At 36.8% G+C, this 17,872-nt stretch carries 10 protein-coding genes and 3 tRNA genes; 7 read left to right on the top strand and 6 right to left on the bottom strand.

The genetic code is table 11. The annotated features are described in order from the left end of the window. Window positions 1-1,398 precede the first annotated feature (1,398 nt). From EIB73_RS00350 to EIB73_RS00360, 3 genes are all read right to left on the bottom strand, one after another. Window positions 1,399-1,472, bottom strand: a tRNA-Arg gene (locus tag EIB73_RS00350). A gap of 84 nt (window positions 1,473-1,556) precedes the next feature. Continuing rightward, window positions 1,557-1,631, bottom strand: a tRNA-Pro gene (locus EIB73_RS00355). Window positions 1,632-1,653: 22 nt separating this feature from the next. After that, a tRNA-Ser gene (locus EIB73_RS00360) sits at window positions 1,654-1,740 on the bottom strand. A 132-nt stretch (window positions 1,741-1,872) separates the two neighbouring features. Between EIB73_RS00360 and EIB73_RS00365 the strand changes: the two genes are divergently transcribed. The 3 genes from EIB73_RS00365 (at window position 1,873) to EIB73_RS00375 (ending at window position 7,446) form a co-directional block, all read left to right on the top strand. Beyond that, a complete protein-coding gene (locus tag EIB73_RS00365; RefSeq protein ID WP_125021537.1) occupies window positions 1,873-2,889 on the top strand; it encodes an N-acetylmuramoyl-L-alanine amidase in 1,017 nt (338 codons plus the stop codon). Window positions 2,890-2,994: 105 nt separating this feature from the next. Continuing rightward, entirely contained in the window at window positions 2,995-4,398 is a 1,404-nt protein-coding gene (gene aspA, locus EIB73_RS00370) for an aspartate ammonia-lyase (protein ID WP_125021539.1), read from the top strand. A 132-nt stretch (window positions 4,399-4,530) separates the two neighbouring features. After that, on the top strand, window positions 4,531-7,446 hold the full coding sequence (locus tag EIB73_RS00375) for a M16 family metallopeptidase (RefSeq protein ID WP_125021541.1): 2,916 nt from the start codon (window positions 4,531-4,533) through the stop codon (window positions 7,444-7,446). 423 nt (window positions 7,447-7,869) lie between these two features. Here the strand turns inward: EIB73_RS00375 and EIB73_RS00380 are convergent, their stop codons facing one another. After that, on the bottom strand, window positions 7,870-10,011 hold the full coding sequence (locus tag EIB73_RS00380) for a S46 family peptidase (protein WP_125021543.1): 2,142 nt from the start codon (window positions 10,009-10,011) through the stop codon (window positions 7,870-7,872). A 219-nt stretch (window positions 10,012-10,230) separates the two neighbouring features. Between EIB73_RS00380 and EIB73_RS00385 the strand changes: the two genes are divergently transcribed. Beyond that, window positions 10,231-10,650 carry a hypothetical protein gene (locus tag EIB73_RS00385; protein ID WP_125021545.1) on the top strand — a complete coding sequence of 140 codons (420 nt, stop codon included), beginning with the start codon at window positions 10,231-10,233 and terminating at the stop codon, window positions 10,648-10,650. A gap of 7 nt (window positions 10,651-10,657) precedes the next feature. On the opposite strand, the gene EIB73_RS00390 is transcribed toward EIB73_RS00385, so the two are convergent. Then, the gene (locus tag EIB73_RS00390; RefSeq protein WP_125021547.1) at window positions 10,658-11,794 is read right to left on the bottom strand and encodes an alpha/beta hydrolase; all 1,137 of its coding nucleotides are present in this window, start codon (window positions 11,792-11,794) and stop codon (window positions 10,658-10,660) included. Window positions 11,795-12,047: 253 nt separating this feature from the next. On the opposite strand from EIB73_RS00390, the gene glgB reads away from it, so the two are divergent. The 3 genes from glgB to EIB73_RS00405 all read left to right on the top strand — a co-directional run bounded on the left by glgB (window position 12,048) and on the right by EIB73_RS00405 (window position 16,637). After that, the gene (gene glgB / locus EIB73_RS00395; RefSeq protein ID WP_125021549.1) at window positions 12,048-14,045 is read left to right on the top strand and encodes a 1,4-alpha-glucan branching protein GlgB; all 1,998 of its coding nucleotides are present in this window, start codon (window positions 12,048-12,050) and stop codon (window positions 14,043-14,045) included. Window positions 14,046-14,153: 108 nt separating this feature from the next. Next, window positions 14,154-15,560 carry a glycogen synthase gene (locus EIB73_RS00400; RefSeq protein WP_125021551.1) on the top strand — a complete coding sequence of 469 codons (1,407 nt, stop codon included), beginning with the start codon at window positions 14,154-14,156 and terminating at the stop codon, window positions 15,558-15,560. 84 nt (window positions 15,561-15,644) lie between these two features. Continuing rightward, window positions 15,645-16,637 (top strand): EamA family transporter, encoded by a 993-nt coding sequence (locus tag EIB73_RS00405; protein ID WP_125021553.1) that lies wholly within the window; start codon window positions 15,645-15,647, stop codon window positions 16,635-16,637. 30 nt (window positions 16,638-16,667) lie between these two features. Here the strand turns inward: EIB73_RS00405 and EIB73_RS00410 are convergent, their stop codons facing one another. Further along, complete coding sequence (locus tag EIB73_RS00410; RefSeq protein WP_125021554.1) at window positions 16,668-17,753, bottom strand: endonuclease/exonuclease/phosphatase family protein; 1,086 nt, start codon at window positions 17,751-17,753, stop codon at window positions 16,668-16,670. Window positions 17,754-17,872 lie beyond the last annotated feature (119 nt).

A 17,872-nucleotide genomic window follows, 5' to 3' on the forward strand; every position in this document is an offset into this window, starting at 1 on the left:
GGTAGATAATTACAATAGTTATGAACTATAATAGCAAAGTATTTTTAATAGCATTATACATTCTGCTCGGATGTAAAGAAAACGATTTCAATAAGCAAATTGAAATAAGTAAGTCGTCAATCAAAGTAAATTGCGGTTTAGAAAATGCTGAAAACAAAATTTTCCAATTAGAGGAAGTCGTAAGTAAGAATAAATTGATTGACTCTATATCAAATCATAAAAAAGGTATTTCATTAATGTCAGATAGCTTATAAATTGATAAAGTTAATTATTACGAAATTAAGGCGGGTTATAATTCAGAAATAAGATATGAAACTTATTACATATTTTATGTAGAAAAAGGAAATTGTAATAATATTAAAATTTTTGAGCCAATTGAAGGTAATATTATAAAACTTTCAGAATGGAGAATTAACAACAAAAAGAAAGAAACTCCTATTTTATCTGAAAAGACTCTTTCTAAATCCGATTTTTCAAATGCTAATGCCAAATTTCCAATTATTGACAAGAAAGTTGTTATTAATGGTTCAGCCGCTACTAGTGTTTACGAACTAGCAACTAATGTTTTTTTAACCTGGTTTGATGGAGACAATGAAAGATGGTACGTTGTGACGATTAAGGATAATATATTAGTTGATAAAAAATTGGTTGGTAAAAGCGAGACATTAGAAACTAATGACGATAGAGTCGATAAATACATTGCCTTTTTATAGATAAGAATCTTGATATAAAATTAGAGTATAGCACGGGGAAAGGATTTGATTCAAGGAAAATTATTAAAACTGAGAAATATTTCATTAATGAGGAAAATCTGAAAATAAAAAGTAGAAATTAATTTTCTTACGGAATCGGACACGTATTGGACGTGAAAAGATGAATTTGAACTTGATGATTACAATTCCATTAGAAGTAAATTTTCCGATGAAAGAATTATAGACACTAAAACCGCAATTTTTAATAAGAAATGAGAAATTTTAGTACCTGTTGATATATCTAAAATAGACAATCCAAAAAACTTTATCCGCTTAAAATGAAGGATATTTGCAAAAAAATAGATATGGGAATATTTTTAAAATGATAATACTTCATTAGAAAAAATTGTATTCTGAAATTGATTCCCTTCCGACGTTGAAAACGTGGCAAATCTTCACGAACTACGAAGTTATTGGGGAAGTCCTTTAAATAAACTTTCTGAGATTGAAATAAATCAGCTGAATTTCCATTAAACTGATGAATAAAATATTCCTGAGAATTAACTGTGAAATTCTGATTTTTAAATAATTAGAGAAGGGGAATTGCGAGCGAACAAGAAATCAAGGATAAAAATCGGACAGAATCATCTTCGTACCAAATAACTTAAAACAAAAAAAGACCGAGAAATATTCTCAGTCTTTTAAGTGAGCGCGACAGGATTCGAACCTGTGACCGTCTGCTTAGAAGGCAGATGCTCTATCCAGCTGAGCTACGCACCCAAAATTGGGATTTTTTAAACTTCTCGTTGGGAAGAGAAAGTTCTTTAAAAAAAGAGAAAACTCTCGAAAGAGTTTTCTATAAAGTCGGGGCGGCAGGATTCGAACCTGCGACCTCCTGGTCCCAAACCAGGCGCGATGACCGGACTACGCTACGCCCCGAATAATTTTTTGGTAGAAGTTGCGGAGAGTAAGGGATTCGAACCCTTGGTACAGTTTCCCATACGCTTGTTTAGCAAACAAGTCCTTTCGGCCACTCAGGCAACTCTCCAGTGCAATATTTATAAGAGCGTCTGTTCTGTAATTGCGAGTGCAAATATAGAAGAGTTTTTCTTATAATCCAAAAAAAATTCCTAAAAAATATTCGTATTTTTGAATCTTAAATCAAATTATTTTTAAATATATGCGTAAATCCTTAGCTATCATATCCTTAAGTTTTATAATTATTTCTTGTGGAACGCAAAAAAATGTTCAAAAAGTTGCAGCAAAACCTACAGCTCCAAAAATTGCACCTGCAAAACCGGTAATTCCGGTAGCAAAACCTAAAATTGATCGGGAGCATGGAGTCGATTTTTATCGTGAAAATATTGCCGATGCTTCAAAAAATGATAATACCATCAGCTACGGATCTATTGTAAGTGCAAATCCGGCAGGTTATAAAGTGGTGAAAACTTATTTTCCATCGGTTGGACAAAACTTTCGTCAGAAATATATTATTCTGCATTACACGGCTTTAGATGACGACAAATCTGTGAATGTTCTTACACAACAGTCGGTGAGTGCTCATTATCTGGTTAATAATTTAGCTGATAACGAAATTTATCAACTTGTTGATGAGAATAAAAGAGCCTATCATGCAGGTATTAGTGCCTGGAGAAAAGATAAGATGCTGAATGATACTTCCATAGGAATAGAGATCGTTAATGCAGGTTATACGACCAATGCAGACGGCAATAAAATTTTTCCTGACTTTCCGGAAGAGCAGGTAGAGAAAGTTGCAGCTCTGGTAAAAGATTTGTCTAGAAGATATATGATTGCACCCACCAATATTTTAGGTCACTCCGATATTGCGCCGACCAGAAAACAGGATCCGGGACCAAAATTCCCCTGGAAAAAGTTATATGATGAATATCAGATAGGAATGTGGTATGATGAAGCTACAAAGATGAACTTTTACAATACTGCAGTTTTAGAAGATTACACCATGCAAATGACCGTACCTTCTTTTGTATTTAAGATTCAGACGGCTTTAAAAGATTTTGGGTACGATCTTAACCCAACCGGTGTTTATGATGATGCCACCAAGAAAACAATTGAGACTTTTCAGTATCACTTCCGACCTCAAAATTATTCCGGAATGATGGATGCAGAAACTTGGGCAATATTACAGGCTTTAAACCTAAAGTATCCAAATAAATAAATATCTTTACAAATCAAAACGTCGGCGATTAATGATCGCCTATTTTTTTAGATATCAATTTAATAAAATAAGTAAATAATCTTAACTTCTCAACAAATTATTTTTATGGAAAATTTCAGAAATGAAAGCGATTTGTTAGGTACTTTACCAGTGCCGGTAAATGCATATTATGGCGTTCAAACCCAGCGTGCCATTGATAATTTCAAAATTTCAGGACAAAAACTTTCTTCGTATCCACATTTAATCAGAGCTTTAGCAATTGTAAAAAAAGCGGCGGCAAAAACGAATTATGAACTGGGACTTTTAGAGGAACCATTGTATCAAAAAATTGCAGAAGTCTGCGACGAAATACTTGCCGGTCAATTTCATGAGGAGTTTCCGATTGATATGATTCAGGGCGGAGCCGGAACTTCTGTTAACATGAATGCCAACGAAGTTATTGCCAACAGGGTTTTAGAGAAATTAGGAAAAGAAAAAGGAGATTATCAATATTGTTCACCAAACGATCATGTTAATCTTTCCCAATCAACAAATGATGCGTATCCGACTTCCTTAAAAATGGCTTTACTGTCAATGAACGAGGAGTTGGTTGAAAAACTTAAAAAAATTGTAGAAGCTTTCCGTGATAAAGGAAAAGAATTTTCTTCGGTGATAAAAATGGGAAGAACGCAGTTACAGGATGCCGTACCGATGAGTTTAGGTCAGGAGTTTGAAGCCTTTGCAGCGACTTTGGAAGAAGATATTTCTAAGCTTAATGCCAATGCCAATCTTTTTGTGGAAATAAATATGGGCGCAACAGCTATCGGAACTGGTTTAAATGCACCGGTTGGATATGCGAACCTTTGTGCTAAAAACTTGGCTCAACTTACAGGTTTCTCTATTTTATCTTCTCCCAATTTAGTAGAGGCAACGCCGGATACAGGATCATACGTGATCTATTCTTCTGCGCTGAAAAGATTAGCCGTAAAATTATCTAAAATTTGTAATGATCTTCGTTTGCTTTCCTCCGGACCAAGAGCAGGTTTCTTTGAAATTAATCTTCCGCCAATGCAACCGGGATCTTCAATTATGCCGGGAAAAGTAAATCCTGTGATTCCAGAAGTGGTGAATCAGGTATGTTACAAAGTTTTTGGAAATGATCTAACGGTAACTTTCGCAGCTGAAGCCGGGCAATTACAGTTAAATGTAATGGAACCTGTTCTTTCGCATGCCATTATGGAAAATATTAATTTCCTCGGTAATGCTTTGGATACTTTAAGAGAAAAATGCATCGTTGGAATTACTGCAAATAAGGACATCTGCCTGAATATGGTAAGAAACAGCATCGGAATTGTTACAGCCCTTAATCCGTACATCGGGTACAAAAACTCTACGGAGATTGCTAAAGAAGCTTTAGAAACCGGAAGAAGTGTATATGATCTGGTATTGGAGCGCGGTATTCTTTCAGAAGAACGTTTAAACGAAATTCTGGATCCCGAAAACATGCTGAAACCGCATCAACCTCTTTAAAGGTTTATTAAAACTAATCTGGCGCGTCCCTTTTGTTTTGAAAATATTTTCAGAAATAAAAACGGACGCGTCTGTTTGGTGCTTTTAAACCAGAAAAAAAACAAATTACCATCGAATAACTCCATTTTATTAATGAAGAAAATAATAACAACCTTAACCTTCATCGGCGCACTTACCATGAGCAACGCACAGCAATTTGAAACGACGAAAATAACCGATAAATCAGGTTACCAATACGAAACCGTCACCAATGATAAAACCGGAGTTAGAGTTTATACCTTGAAAAATGGCCTAAAAGTTTTTCTTGCAAAAAACGATGACGCTCCAAAAATTCAAACCTACATTCCCGTAAGAACAGGAAGTAACAATGATCCTGCAGACAACACGGGTCTTGCCCATTACCTGGAACACATGATGTTTAAAGGAACATCAAAAATAGGCACTGCCAACTGGGCGAAAGAAAAACCACTTTTGGAAGAGATTTCCAGCTTGTACGAACAGCATAAAGCGGAACAGGATCCGGAGAAAAAGAAAGCACTTTACAAAAAAATTGATGAAATTTCCCAGGACGCAAGTAAATACGCGATTGCCAATGAATATGACAAAGCGATTTCTTCCCTTGGAGCTTCGGGAACCAACGCCCACACGTGGTTAGATGAAACTGTTTACAAAAATAATATTCCCAATAATGAACTTGAGAAATGGTTAAAAGTTGAAAAAGAACGATTTTCTGAATTAACTTTAAGATTATTTCACACCGAATTAGAAGCCGTTTACGAAGAATTTAACCGTGCTCAGGATAATGACAGTCGTTTAGTAAACTATGAGTTGATGGATGCTCTTTTTCCAAAACATCCAAATGGGCAGCAAACAACGATCGGAAAATCGGAACATTTAAAAAATCCCTCCATGGTCGCGATTCACAAATATTTCGACGAATATTACGTGCCGAATAATTATGCAATGGTTTTAGTTGGAGATCTTGATTTCGACAAAACCATCAAATTGATTGATCAGTATTTTGGCGATTTTAAATACAAAGAATTGCCTAAGAAAGAAGTTATTACGGAAGAACCGATGACTGAAATTGTCGAAAGAACAGTGAAAAGTCCTTCTACAGAGCGTTTACAACTGGCGTGGAGAACCGATTCTTACGGCACCGAAAATGCGAGACTTGCTGAAATTGTGGGTAATATTTTAACAAACTCCGGAGATTCCGGTTTGATGGATACTAAAATTAACCAAACTCAGAAAGCTTTACGTGCAGTGGCATACGAATCAGCTTTCAAAAATTACGGAAGTTTTTCGATGATCATTGTTCCGAAAAATGACCAGACTTTGGATGATGCTAAGAAATTATTACTCGAACAAATTGATTTGGTGAAGAAAGGAGAGTTTCAGGAATGGCTTATTCCGGCGATCATTAATGATATGAAAATCCAGCGCATGAAAACCCTCGAAACGGCAGATGGACTGGCAACTTCGCTTTATGGAACGTACATTAACGGCAGAACCTGGGAGCAGGAACTGAATGAAATTAATGAATACGAAAAAATTACCAAAGCAGATGTGGTGAAGTTTGCGAATGATTTCTTTAAAGATAATTATGTTGTCATTAAAAAAGAAAAAGGCGTTAACGATAAATTAGTACGCGTTGAAAATCCGGGAATTACACCGATCAAATTGAACAGAGAAGAGCAATCTCCTTTTTTGAAAAGTATTTTAGCAGAGAAATCTTCGGATATTAAACCGGAATTTGTAGATTTTTCAAAAGCCATTAAAACCGATAAAATTGGCGATAAGAAGGCGAGTTTTGTAAAAAATAAATACAATGACATTGCAGAAGTTTATTTTATTTTCCCTTTCGGAAGTGATCATGATAAACATCTTGGCTTAGCAACAGAAGTTCTTCAATATTTGGGAACCGATACGATGAGTGATGAGGAGCTGAAAAAGGAATTCTACAAACTGGGGATTTCAAATAACTTCCGAACATCTCAGGACCAGTTGCGTATTTCGCTGAGCGGACTGGAAGAGAATATGCCAAAAGCAATTGCGTTACTTAAAAACTGGATGCAAAATGCAAAACCCGATCAGGCGATTTATGTAAAGAACGTAAATACCATTTTGGAAAGTCGGGAAGTGGCGAAAAAAGACAAAGGCCGTATCATGGCTGCTCTGAGCAACTACGCAAAATATGGTAAAGATTCCAGATTTACAGATGTGCTTTCAAAGAAAGAGTTAGAGTCCATAAATTCGGTAGAGATGACGGATAAAATTAAAAACCTACTGAAAATGCCGTATGAAATCTTTTTTTACGGACAAGACTTTAAGGCATTTACGCAATATGCAAAACCATTTGTAGAAAAGGAAACCTTGAAAGTACCTTCAAAGAAAATTTATCCGGAACCGGCAACGGAAGGAAAAGTGTACTTTACCAATTATGATATGGTACAGACTGAAATGAGTAGAATTGCAAAAGGCCCGAATGTAAATCTGAAAAATTTCGGGAAAATTAATGTGTTTAATGAATATTTTGGTCGGGGATTATCATCAATCGTTTTCCAGGAAATTCGGGAGAGTAAGAGTTTGGCGTATTCGGCGTATGTTTCTTATGCTGCAAACGGCGAGTTGAATCATCCGGATTATGTGACCACGTACATTGGAACGCAGGCAAATAAATTACCGCAAGCTGTAAATGCAATGGATGAATTAATGGCAGAGCTGCCTCAAATTCCAGCACAGTTTGACAATGCTAAAAATGCGGCTTTAAAGCAGATTTCCGCTGGAAGAGTCAACAGAACCAACATCTATTTTAATCTTTTAAATTTAAGAAAACTGGGAATAGACTATGATTTGCGAAAAGATATTTATGAAGAAATACAAAAATTGACTTTGGCAGATCTGACGGATTTCTACAATTCTGAAATGAAACCGATGAAATATAATACAGCGATCATCGGCAAAAAGGAGAATTTGGATATGGCTGCACTCAATAAAATGGGAGAATTTCAGGAAGTTTCTTTAGAGGAAATTTTCGGATATTAATTATTTCATCTCACTTCATTTTACAAGTAACCACACCTTTTTGGGTGTGGTTTTTTATAACACTAATTGATAAAGGGGTGATTGCAATAGAAAATAGGGTGTATTCTACTAATTTTAATCAATTAAAATATCGCACATTTGCAATGCAATACATAAGAGTAAACAACTATTTTATATTTGCAAAAAACTAATAACGGTGAAAACCTCTATTCCGGAACTTGTTCCGGAATTTTTTATTAAATTTCTATAAGCTTTCGTAAATCCCTCATTTAAATTTTTCTTTCTGCCCCGTTATATGGGTCTTTTGCTCAATTCTTAATTTGTTGCTGATTTATAGGATATTAATAATGCAGATTAAAATTACTTAACGATATAAAAAAAACGCACCCGAAGGCGCGTTTTTCAAATAATATATTACACTGTTTATTTGACTATTTTCATTTCTTTCAACAGCCATTTTGCATCGGCATATTTATCAACAATGAATAAAATATATTTGGTATCTACCATTATATTTCTGCTAAAACGAGGATCGAAATTAATGTCGCTCATTGTTCCTTCCCACTGGCGGTCGAAATTTAGACCGATCAGATTTCCATTCGCATCCAACGCTGGACTCCCGGAGTTTCCACCTGTCGTGTGATTAGTTGCCGTAAAGTTTACAGGAACATCACCGGTTTTGTCTTTGTAAATTCCGTAATCTTTGGTATTGTAAATATTAACCAGTTTTTTCGGAACATCAAATTCATAATCGCCCGGAATATATTTTTCCATCACTCCCGCCAAATGGGTTTGGTAACCGTAATAAACAGCATCCTTCGGATTAGATCCTTTCACCTGTCCGTAAGTTACACGCAAAGTAGAATTCGCATCTGGGAAGAATTTGCGGTCTTTGTCGGTCTCCATTTGCTGCGCCATAAATTTCTTTTGCAACACATCGATCTGGGACTGAAGTTCTGCATATTTACCCTCTGTTTTGGTCAGATACGTGTTTTTAATTGCAGCGGTCCATTGAATAATTGGATCGTTTTTCAGATTCTTGATGAGCTCTGCCGGATTTGCAAAAACTTTATCAATATCAGAAATCGCAGTTGCGCCATTCATCATTCCTCTTCCGGTAACGACTGATTTTTTTGACCAGTTTTCTACAGTATCCAGATTTTTATCCGCATCTTTTAACTGACTGAAATTTGCAGGAAGAAATTGCTCCGGTGTTTTATTGGCATAAAGAGCGAGCAATTGCGCAGTTACTTTCGCATCAAGTTCGCCACTGTAATCTTTGTAAGTAGAAGTTAATCTGTTTTTGAATGCACTTAAATTTTGATCATTAATTTTACCTTCCTCATAACTTTGCATGAAATTCAGATACTGATTTGCCAATGATAATGTTTCAGCGTTTCTCATCACCTCTGAATAATAAGAGCGGTTCAGCGCATACGGAGCTTGTTCGGTATACAATTGATTAAGCTGATCGATCGTCGGTTTAATGTTTGGATTTTTTGCAATTAAAGTTTGCTCATAGACTTTCTTTTTTCCAACAGCATCTGATTTTTTCAAACCTTCAACTTCACCGATCCATTTTTTCCAATAATTAGCAACAGAGGCGTATTTAGAAGCATATTTAATTCTGGTTTCATTATCGGTCCGCATTTTTTCATTCAAAGTTTTCAAAGCCACTTCACGAACACCGATCATTGCAGGATCAATTTCCGTCATGATTTTTTCCACTGCGATGGCCGGGAGATATTCCGTTGTTCTGCCTGGAAATCCAAATACAAAAGTGAAATCATTCTCTTGTTTATCTTTAATGGAAACGGGTAGAAAATATTTCGGTTTGTAAGGAATGTTATCTTTCGAATATTCTGCTGGCTTGTTATTTTTATCAGCGTAGATTCTAAACATAGAGAAATCACCGGTATGACGAGGCCAAACCCAATTGTCTGTATCGGAACCAAATTTACCGATTGAACTTGGTGGTGCGCCAACCAAACGGATGTCTTTATACGTTTCGATAATATACGCGTAATATTTATTTCCGTAATATACCGGTTTGATGACCACTTTTTGCCAGTCTTCCAATTTGAAACCAGCTTTCACTTTTTCAATATTGGCATTAATTGCAGCTTGGCTTGCTTTGTCATCTAGGTTTTGAGTGCCTGCCAGAACCTGACCTGTTACTTCCTTAATATCAGCGATAAAATCAACCGTTACGCCGGGATTCGCCAATTCACCATTCATATCTTTAGCCCAGAAACCATCGCTTAAATAATCATTTTTAACAGAAGAATGTCCTTGAATGATTCCGTAACCACAGTGGTGATTTGTTAACAGCAAACCTTGGGGTGAGATAATTTCTGCAGTACAACCGCCATTAAACTGGACCACTGCATCTTTAATACTCGGTTTTGAAGGGTCAAAAATATCTTTCGCAGAGATTTTCATTCCCAAATCTTTCATTTCCTTTTCATTAAGTTCCGTGGGAATCCACATGCCGCCATACTGTTGGCCGAAAGCCATGACCGCCGGAAAAAGTATTGCCGACAGCAATATGTTTTTTCTATTCATTTTTAAAAATTTGCCTAAAAATAAGAAAATTTAGCGAGAAGAGCTCACGCCGTTTTTGGAAGTTCTTGCTGTTCAGAAAAATAAGAGAAAATGGGGGTTATAAATCTTAACACAAAAACACTTAATTAATCATCAAAATACCTCTTCTAGAATGAAAAAATTCTCTTTAAAAATTAAAAGAACCGAATTTTTAATTACTTTTAACTTAAAATAAAAAGTATGGAACTTCAGGTGCAAATGCTCTATCTCTTTGTCTTAGCAATCCCGATCGCCTGTGTAGCGTGGACGGTTACGCATGAAGAAGTCTTCAAAGAACCCCGAACCTATTGCGCCACCAAATCTGAAAAATCGCAAAGTTTACTGGTGCGCAAATTCTACTATCTTTTTACCTGTGAATATTGTTTCAGCCATTATGTAACCGCAGTTTTTCTTATTATTACCAAATACAGAATTTTTTTTGAGGATTGGCGTGGATATCTAATTTCGTTTTTTGCCCTTGTTTTTATAGCCAATTTTTACATGACTATTTTCGGTTTGTTACGCCAAAATCTGAAAGCCGAGAAAATTGAAGCCAAATTAAAGGACAACGAATGGCATGAAGTAAAAGAGGAAATTGAAGCCAAAGCGAAAGATAAATAAATCAGCTCTAAGTTTCGCTCGTTTCATTTTTATTGATTTCAGCACGTTGTGAAAGTTCTTTTGGATCATCTTCAGTGTCATAATAAAGCCACTCTATCGCTCGCGGAAATTCCTGAGACCAGTAAAACTCCTGATGCTGACCGTCCGGATTTATGCTTCTTCTTATTTCAAACTGAATAGAATGTGTGTTTTCAAAGGCTTCCAACTGCTGTTCGAAAAGGTGAATTCTTTCCGTCATTTCCGAACCTTCCTGCTCACCGCCGTACAGATAAACTTTAATATCGTACGGATTTTTAAAGTTCATCTGCGGAAAATTATAATCCGGATTTAGCCAAAGTGAAGGGGAAAAAATCATCAGTTTAGAATACACTTCCGGATACAGAAAACCACTGTAAATACTGATCAAACCACCTAAAGAACTGCCGCCAATTCCCGTATATTCCCGTTCAGATTTCGTGCGGTAAACGGAATCAACGTAAGGTTTTAGGGTATCGGCCAAAAAGCGGATATATTTTTTGCCCTCCGCATTTTGAACAATTGAATTATAATCCAAAACATATTCTTTATTCCGGTCTTCGCTACCGTTTTCTATCGCAATAATTATGATATCACCCCGTCCGTATTCTGCTAAGATCGACATTTTCTTATCGATTTCCCAGTTTCCAAAAGCGGAACCTTCATTAAAAAGATTTTGGGCATCATGCAAGTATAAAACAGGATAAGAATCAGAACTTTGATGGTAATTGTGCGGCAGAAGTGCCCAAATTTTACGCGTTTTATTGAGTTGGGGAATAAAGAATTTTTCAGATATAATTTCAACAACAGGATAAAATTCTTCCTTAAATGGAGCCCAGTTCAGACGCCATTTCTTCACAATATCTTTGGTTTCTAGTTTCTTTTTATTGACTTTTCTGTTGGGTGTAATATTTCCAAAACGATCTATTTCGACATTTTCCCAACCGCCGCGCGTAAATTTGTATTCAATCAAGTCCGGTAGTTGCTCATTATTAATTTCAATAAAATAGGTATTTGGAGAAATTTCTTTCAACTCAAAATTTAGATCTCTGGGATTCCATTTATTAAAATTCCCCGTGATGTAAACCGGCCGGGCATCTTCTTCGCTTGATTTTAAAGTAAACCTCATGGGGATATAACTGTGATTTTTAAAAAGTTAAAAGTAATAAAATTATTGAAAGTAAAATTTCACCAACAGGAATCGGTGATCCTATTTTTGATCTGCGTGATGATTATAAGCCTTCAATATTTAATGTTTATTTTATTTTTACGCCTGGATCTGCAATGTTTTCTCATTATTTTAAATATATTTGAAGGAGAAATAGGCTGGCCGATTTTATAATTTCCATCCTTAAAATTGTCGCTTAGATAAATACGCTACTATGGATAATGTCCTTCCTTATTCCTTATTTACCGAACATGATATTTATCTTTTTCGGGAAGGCAGTCACTACAAATTATACGAGAAATTTGGAGCTCATTCTGTTACCGTAAATGGGGTAGAGGGCGTTTATTTTTCCGTTTGGGCACCACATGCTAAGCAAGTTTCTGTGATCGGTGATTTTAATCAATGGCATTCTGAAACCCATGTTCTATTTCCCCGCTGGGATGAGTCTGGAATTTGGGAAGGATTTATTTCCGGACTAAAATGGGGAGATGTTTACAAGTATGGAATACGTACGAATAAAGATGTGTTATTGGAAAAAGGAGATCCCTTTGCCTTAAGCTGGGAGCAGAATTTACAGGCAGGCTCCTTAGTTTCAACTACTTGGTTTGAGTGGAATGACGGCGACTGGATGTCCGGAAGAGCAAAAAAGAATTCTCTGCAAGCTCCAATGGCGGTATACGAAATGCACCTTGCATCCTGGATGCGCGGTACAGATGATCCAACGAAGTTTTTCTCTTACCGCGAAATCGCGGAGCGATTGGTTCCTTATATTAAAGAAATGGGTTTTACTCATGTAGAGTTCATGCCCGTGATGGAATATCCTTATGATCCAAGTTGGGGGTATCAAATTACCGGTTTTTTTGCGGCTACATCACGATTTGGCTCACCCCAGGATTTGATGTTTTTAATCAATGAATTACACCGAAACGATATCGGAGTTCTCCTCGATTGGGTTCCTTCTCACTTTCCCGGAGACGCCAACGGTTTGCATTTTTTCGATGGTACTTTTCTTTATGAACATGAAGATCCCCGAAAAGGTTTTCATCCCGACTGGAAATCCTATATCTTTAACTATGGCAGACCCGAAGTGAAATCTTTCTTGATCAGTAATGCCATGTTTTGGCTCGATCGCTATCATGCAGACGGACTTCGCGTAGATGCAGTAACATCTATGCTGCATTTGGATTATTCCCGTAATGAAGGCGAATGGGAACCGAATATTTATGGTGGAAATGTAAATCTGGAAGCCAAAAAGTTTCTTCAGGATTTTAATGTTGCAGTGTATAAAGAATTTCCTGATATCATAACCATTGCTGAAGAAAGTTCAGATTTTCCTCTCCTAACGAAACCTGTTTACGACGGCGGAATTGGCTTCGGTATGAAATGGATGATGGGCTGGATGCACGATACTTTGAAATATTTTAAAACAGATCCACAGGCCAGAAAGTTGGAACATAACAAATTGACTTTTGGGTCTATGTATGTTTTTAATGAAAACTATATGATGCCGCTGTCCCATGATGAGGTCGTTCATGGCAAAGCGAGTTTGATCTATAAAATGCCGGGCGACGAATGGCAGAAGTTTGCGAATCTCCGGGCTTTATATGCCTATATGTACACGCATCCTGGTGCGAAACTTTTATTTATGGGAAATGAATTTGCCCAAACGCACGAGTGGGATTTTACCAAAAGTCTCGATTGGCATTTGCTTGAATATCCCGTTCATGCCGGAATGAAGAAATTTGTAAAGGACCTCAATCATTTGTATCGAAAGGAAACAGGCCTTTATGAAAATAATTTTTCACCTGATGGTTTTGAATGGGTTGAAGCCAATGACGACAACAATTCAGTTTTCATATATTTAAGGAAAGGAAAGCAGGCCGATGACGTTTTAATGGTGGTTTTAAATTTAACGCCCCGGGTTTTTGACTATAAAATTGGGGTAAATGAAGGAACGAATTGGGATGTAATTCTTAATTCTGATGAAGAAAAGTATGCAGGAAGTGGGGTAGAAGCAGAAATTGTTGATGAAGAAGATGATGAATGGATGTACCGACCTAATGCGATTGTGTTAAAATTACCTCCTTTGGCTGCAGTTGTTTTAAAACAGAAAAGGGCACCAAACAAAGTGATCAGGAAAACAGTTGCGAAAGAAAAGTCTGCAAGACCGAAAACTGCTTCAAAATCCGCTGATAAAACAAAACCTGTTTAATCATTTGTCACCACGAAAAAGACTTCGGTGAGATCCAGTGTTGAAAAGAGGTAAACAAAGTTCAAACCTTAAAAATAGATAGCGAACAATACAAATTTTGAATGATATATGAGAATTTTTAACCTTTCAATGGAGTGTTATCCTGTCGCCAAAGTGGGTGGTTTGGCCGATGTTGTTGGTGCTTTGCCTAAATATCTGAACAAGATTGAAGGCATTGAAGCCAGTGTGGTCATGCCTTGGTACAACAAACCTTTCGTTCATGATCATCAGTTCGAGATCGTTTTTGATGGGTGGATTCATCAGCATCATCAGACATTTCAGGTTCAGGTGATGAAAGAGCGTTCCAAAAGTTTAGGTTTCGATTTATATCTTGTTAAAATTCCGGGACTTTTAGATAGGGATAATCCCTATGGATACTGGGATGAAAGTCAGCAGTTTTTAGCTTTTCAGCATGGTGTTTTACATTGGCTCACCGCGATGCAGATACGTCCTGATATTTTACACTGCCACGATTATCATACCGGTTTGGTTCCTTTTATGGTGGAGCATTGTCCGGAATTCAGTTTTCTGAAAGGCGTGAAAACAATTGGTACCATTCATAACGGAGAATATCAGGGTCAGATGAGGTGGGACATGGCAAAATATTTTCCCTGGTTTGACGGGGGAAAATGGGGTTTGCTCGACTGGAATGGCTACATCAATCCTTTGGCAACCATGATCAAATGCTGCCACGCTTTCAACGCCGTTTCCGGTGGGTATATGGACGAGCTTTTTCAATCTTTCCGAGGTTTGGAAAGTCTTGTTCAGCAGGAATATGCGAAGGCTTACGGAATTATCAATGGAATCGATACGGAAGTTTGGGATTCTGAAACGGATGATTTCCTTGATTTTAATTATGGAAAAGAGGACGCCTCTACCGGAAAGTGGAAAAACAAAAAACAACTCTGTGAAGAATATAACTTAAATCCTGATTTACCATTGTTCAGTTTCATAGGTCGCTTCGCAGGAGAAAAAGGTGCTGATTTTTTACCTGAAATTGTCTCAAAAAGCATCCAACAAACACAAGGCTCTTTAAACATAATCGTTTTAGGTTCAGGAGATAAAAACATTGAAAATGAACTTTCAGAATTGTCTTACCTCTATTCCAACTTCGCCTTAGATGTGGGTTATAAAGAATTTCTTTCCCACAAAATATATGCTTCGTCGGACTTTTTATTAATGCCTTCACGGGTGGAACCTTGTGGATTGAACCAAATGTATGCAATGCGCTACGGTACCATTCCTATCGTGCGTTATACCGGGGGGTTACGTGATACTGTTCAAGATATATCAACCGGCGGCAGCGGGATTAATTTTGGAGAAGCCAGCGCAACTGCCGCGGTAGAAGCCATGCATCGTGGTTTACAGATTTACCATGTAGAGGGATTGATGCCCAAATTGGTGCAGTCTAACATGAGTTTTGATTTTTCCTGGGAGAAATCTGCCCAGCTTTATTTAGACCTGTACCGCAAATAGAAGTCTTTGAATAGACCATTTTTATTCAGTTTTTTTTAAGCTTAGAAATATATAAAACCGTAAGTTTGCAGGCTGAAAAAAAATATGGAGAAGAAAAACATTTTAAAGGGCGTATTATTTGTTGCTGCCGGAGCCAGTATTTTTGGAATGTTGGCGAGTTTTGTAAAATTGTCTTATCAAGACGGTTACACGACTTCGGAAGTGACCACTGCGCAATTTGTCTTAGGTTTGATGGGCTTATTAATTTTAAATATCATTCAGACCAAAACCTCGAAAAAAACACTTGCAAAACCCACTTCCAGAGAAGTAAAGCTGTTGATGCTTGCCGGAACTTCTTTAGGTTGTACAAGTCTGTTCTATTATATTTGCGTTCAATATATCAATGTTTCCATTGCGATCGTTCTTCTGATGCAGTCGGTGTGGTTTAGCGTCGTGGTAGAAAGTACTATAGCGAAAAAATTCCCCAATACCAGAAAGGTAATTGCGACAATTATTGTGTTGCTCGGAACGCTTTTGGCAACAAATCTGATTAATTTAGATGTAAAACTTGATTGGCGCGGAATCTTTTGGGGAGTAATGGCGGCGGCTTCTTTTACCATGACCATGTTTACTTCAAATACTTTAGCAACTCATGTTCCTGCGCTCCGAAAAAGTATGATCATGCTTTCTGGAGGAGCCGTGATCGTTTTTATATTTCTCTTTTTTGCGCAGATCGGGCCTTTGCATTTTGATGTTTTAAAATCATTTTATTTGAATTTTACGGACAATACCGCGCACATCAAACCCTTTGATTTTTCAATATTTTATACGTATGGTTTTATTCTGGCATTGTTCGGAACCATTATTCCGCCTACTTTATTTAACCTTGGATTTCCGAAAACCGGCTTAGGTTTAGGGAGTATCATCTCTTCGCTGGAACTTCCGGTTTCTGTGAGTACGGCTTTTTTCCTTTTGGGCGAACAGGTTATTTTTATTCAGTGGATGGGGATTGTTTTAATTCTTCTCGCCATTGTGTTGATGAATTTACCATCCAAAAATAAGAGCCTGATCCCAAATGATCCGGAGACGCATAAATAGTTAGTTGGTGATCGATCAACTGATCCAATTTTAATCTTCAGTTACGACTCTTTCTCTTTCACCTTCTTCTTTAATTCCTTCTCGGATCATCTGTTTGGCTTCTGATTTTTCGGCGGAATCGGCTTTTTCAATGCGGTCTTTTTGTTCTCTATTTTCCAGATCAATAAAAAATTCACAAAATACGGGCAAGTGATCGGACCCGAATTTTTCCAAAGTTTTCAATTCTTTTATGAAAATATCGGCGCTGTGAAACATTAGATCAATGGGAAATCGTAAGAAGCTATAATTTGCGTGAAAAGTGGAAACAAAAGCTCTTCCCACTCTCGGGTCGATTAAATGACTTAATTTACGGAAAAGGCTTGAGGATTTTGACCAGGCAACATTGTTGAAATCTCCGATCACAAGCACTGGTTTTTCAATATCTTTTACTCGTTTCGCAACGCTTAATAAGTCACCATCTCTTTCTTTAGATGTTTTCTCTTCGGTTGGACTCGGCGGTGGCGGGTGAATTCCAAAAAATACAAATTCAAAACCATCCTCAGTTTGAACATGAGCTTCAATACTCGGAATATCATCTGCAATAAAGAAGTGTGTGGTTGATTTTTCAATTTTTATTTTGGAATAAAAGTGCATTCCATACGTGTTTTCCAAGGTCACCTTGTGATGAAATGGGTATTCATTTTCTAAAACCTTCAATGCATTTTCCCAGTCTCCATTACTTTCCATGGTAAGAAAAAGATCGGGTTGGTGTTTGTGAACCAAATTGATAAATCGATTATAATCCTTATTAAATTGATAAATATTGGCAGAAATAATTTTAATTAGATTTGAAGAATTCTTGCCGGAAGTTTTAATACTCTTAATAGGGAAAAAGCGGGTATATTTGATTAAGGTAATACTGTGATATGCGATGAGCAGTAATAACAACGCTTGCACGTACCACCAAAATTCATGATTGTAAAGTCCGAAACCGAAAATAAAGGTGAAAATGATAAAGTAATTGATCTGAATTTTCCCAAAATCTGCGACTCGAAAAGTCCAGTGTGAGCTTGGTATTTTTGGAAGTATTGTTAAAATGATTCCTAATGAAGCCAGACTGATATAAATTTCCCACATAAATTTTTAATGATTTATAAAAATATACTATTTATCACGGACCACAAATTTTTATTGTGGATATATCATTCGACCGTCTCATTTTTTTCGCTTTTAATTTGAAGAAGATAACTTCGTGA

It is taken from the genome of Kaistella carnis, from assembly GCF_003860585.1.
Taxonomy (GTDB): Bacteria; Bacteroidota; Bacteroidia; order Flavobacteriales; family Weeksellaceae; genus Kaistella; species Kaistella carnis.

What these genes read in the sequence shown, in the direction of transcription:
- aspA (WP_125021539.1), top strand. Translation starts at nt 2,995, where the DNA reads ATGGAAAATTTCAGAAATGAAAGCGATTTGTTAGGTACTTTACCAGTG.
- EIB73_RS00365 (WP_125021537.1), top strand. Translation starts at nt 1,873, where the DNA reads ATGCGTAAATCCTTAGCTATCATATCCTTAAGTTTTATAATTATTTCT.
- EIB73_RS00390 (WP_125021547.1), bottom strand. Translation starts at nt 11,794, where the DNA reads ATGAGGTTTACTTTAAAATCAAGCGAAGAAGATGCCCGGCCGGTTTAC.
- EIB73_RS00385 (WP_125021545.1), top strand. Translation starts at nt 10,231, where the DNA reads ATGGAACTTCAGGTGCAAATGCTCTATCTCTTTGTCTTAGCAATCCCG.
- EIB73_RS00410 (WP_125021554.1), bottom strand. Translation starts at nt 17,753, where the DNA reads ATGTGGGAAATTTATATCAGTCTGGCTTCATTAGGAATCATTTTAACA.
- EIB73_RS00375 (WP_125021541.1), top strand. Translation starts at nt 4,531, where the DNA reads ATGAAGAAAATAATAACAACCTTAACCTTCATCGGCGCACTTACCATG.
- glgB (WP_125021549.1), top strand. Translation starts at nt 12,048, where the DNA reads ATGGATAATGTCCTTCCTTATTCCTTATTTACCGAACATGATATTTAT.
- EIB73_RS00380 (WP_125021543.1), bottom strand. Translation starts at nt 10,011, where the DNA reads ATGAATAGAAAAAACATATTGCTGTCGGCAATACTTTTTCCGGCGGTC.
- EIB73_RS00405 (WP_125021553.1), top strand. Translation starts at nt 15,645, where the DNA reads ATGGAGAAGAAAAACATTTTAAAGGGCGTATTATTTGTTGCTGCCGGA.
- EIB73_RS00400 (WP_125021551.1), top strand. Translation starts at nt 14,154, where the DNA reads ATGAGAATTTTTAACCTTTCAATGGAGTGTTATCCTGTCGCCAAAGTG.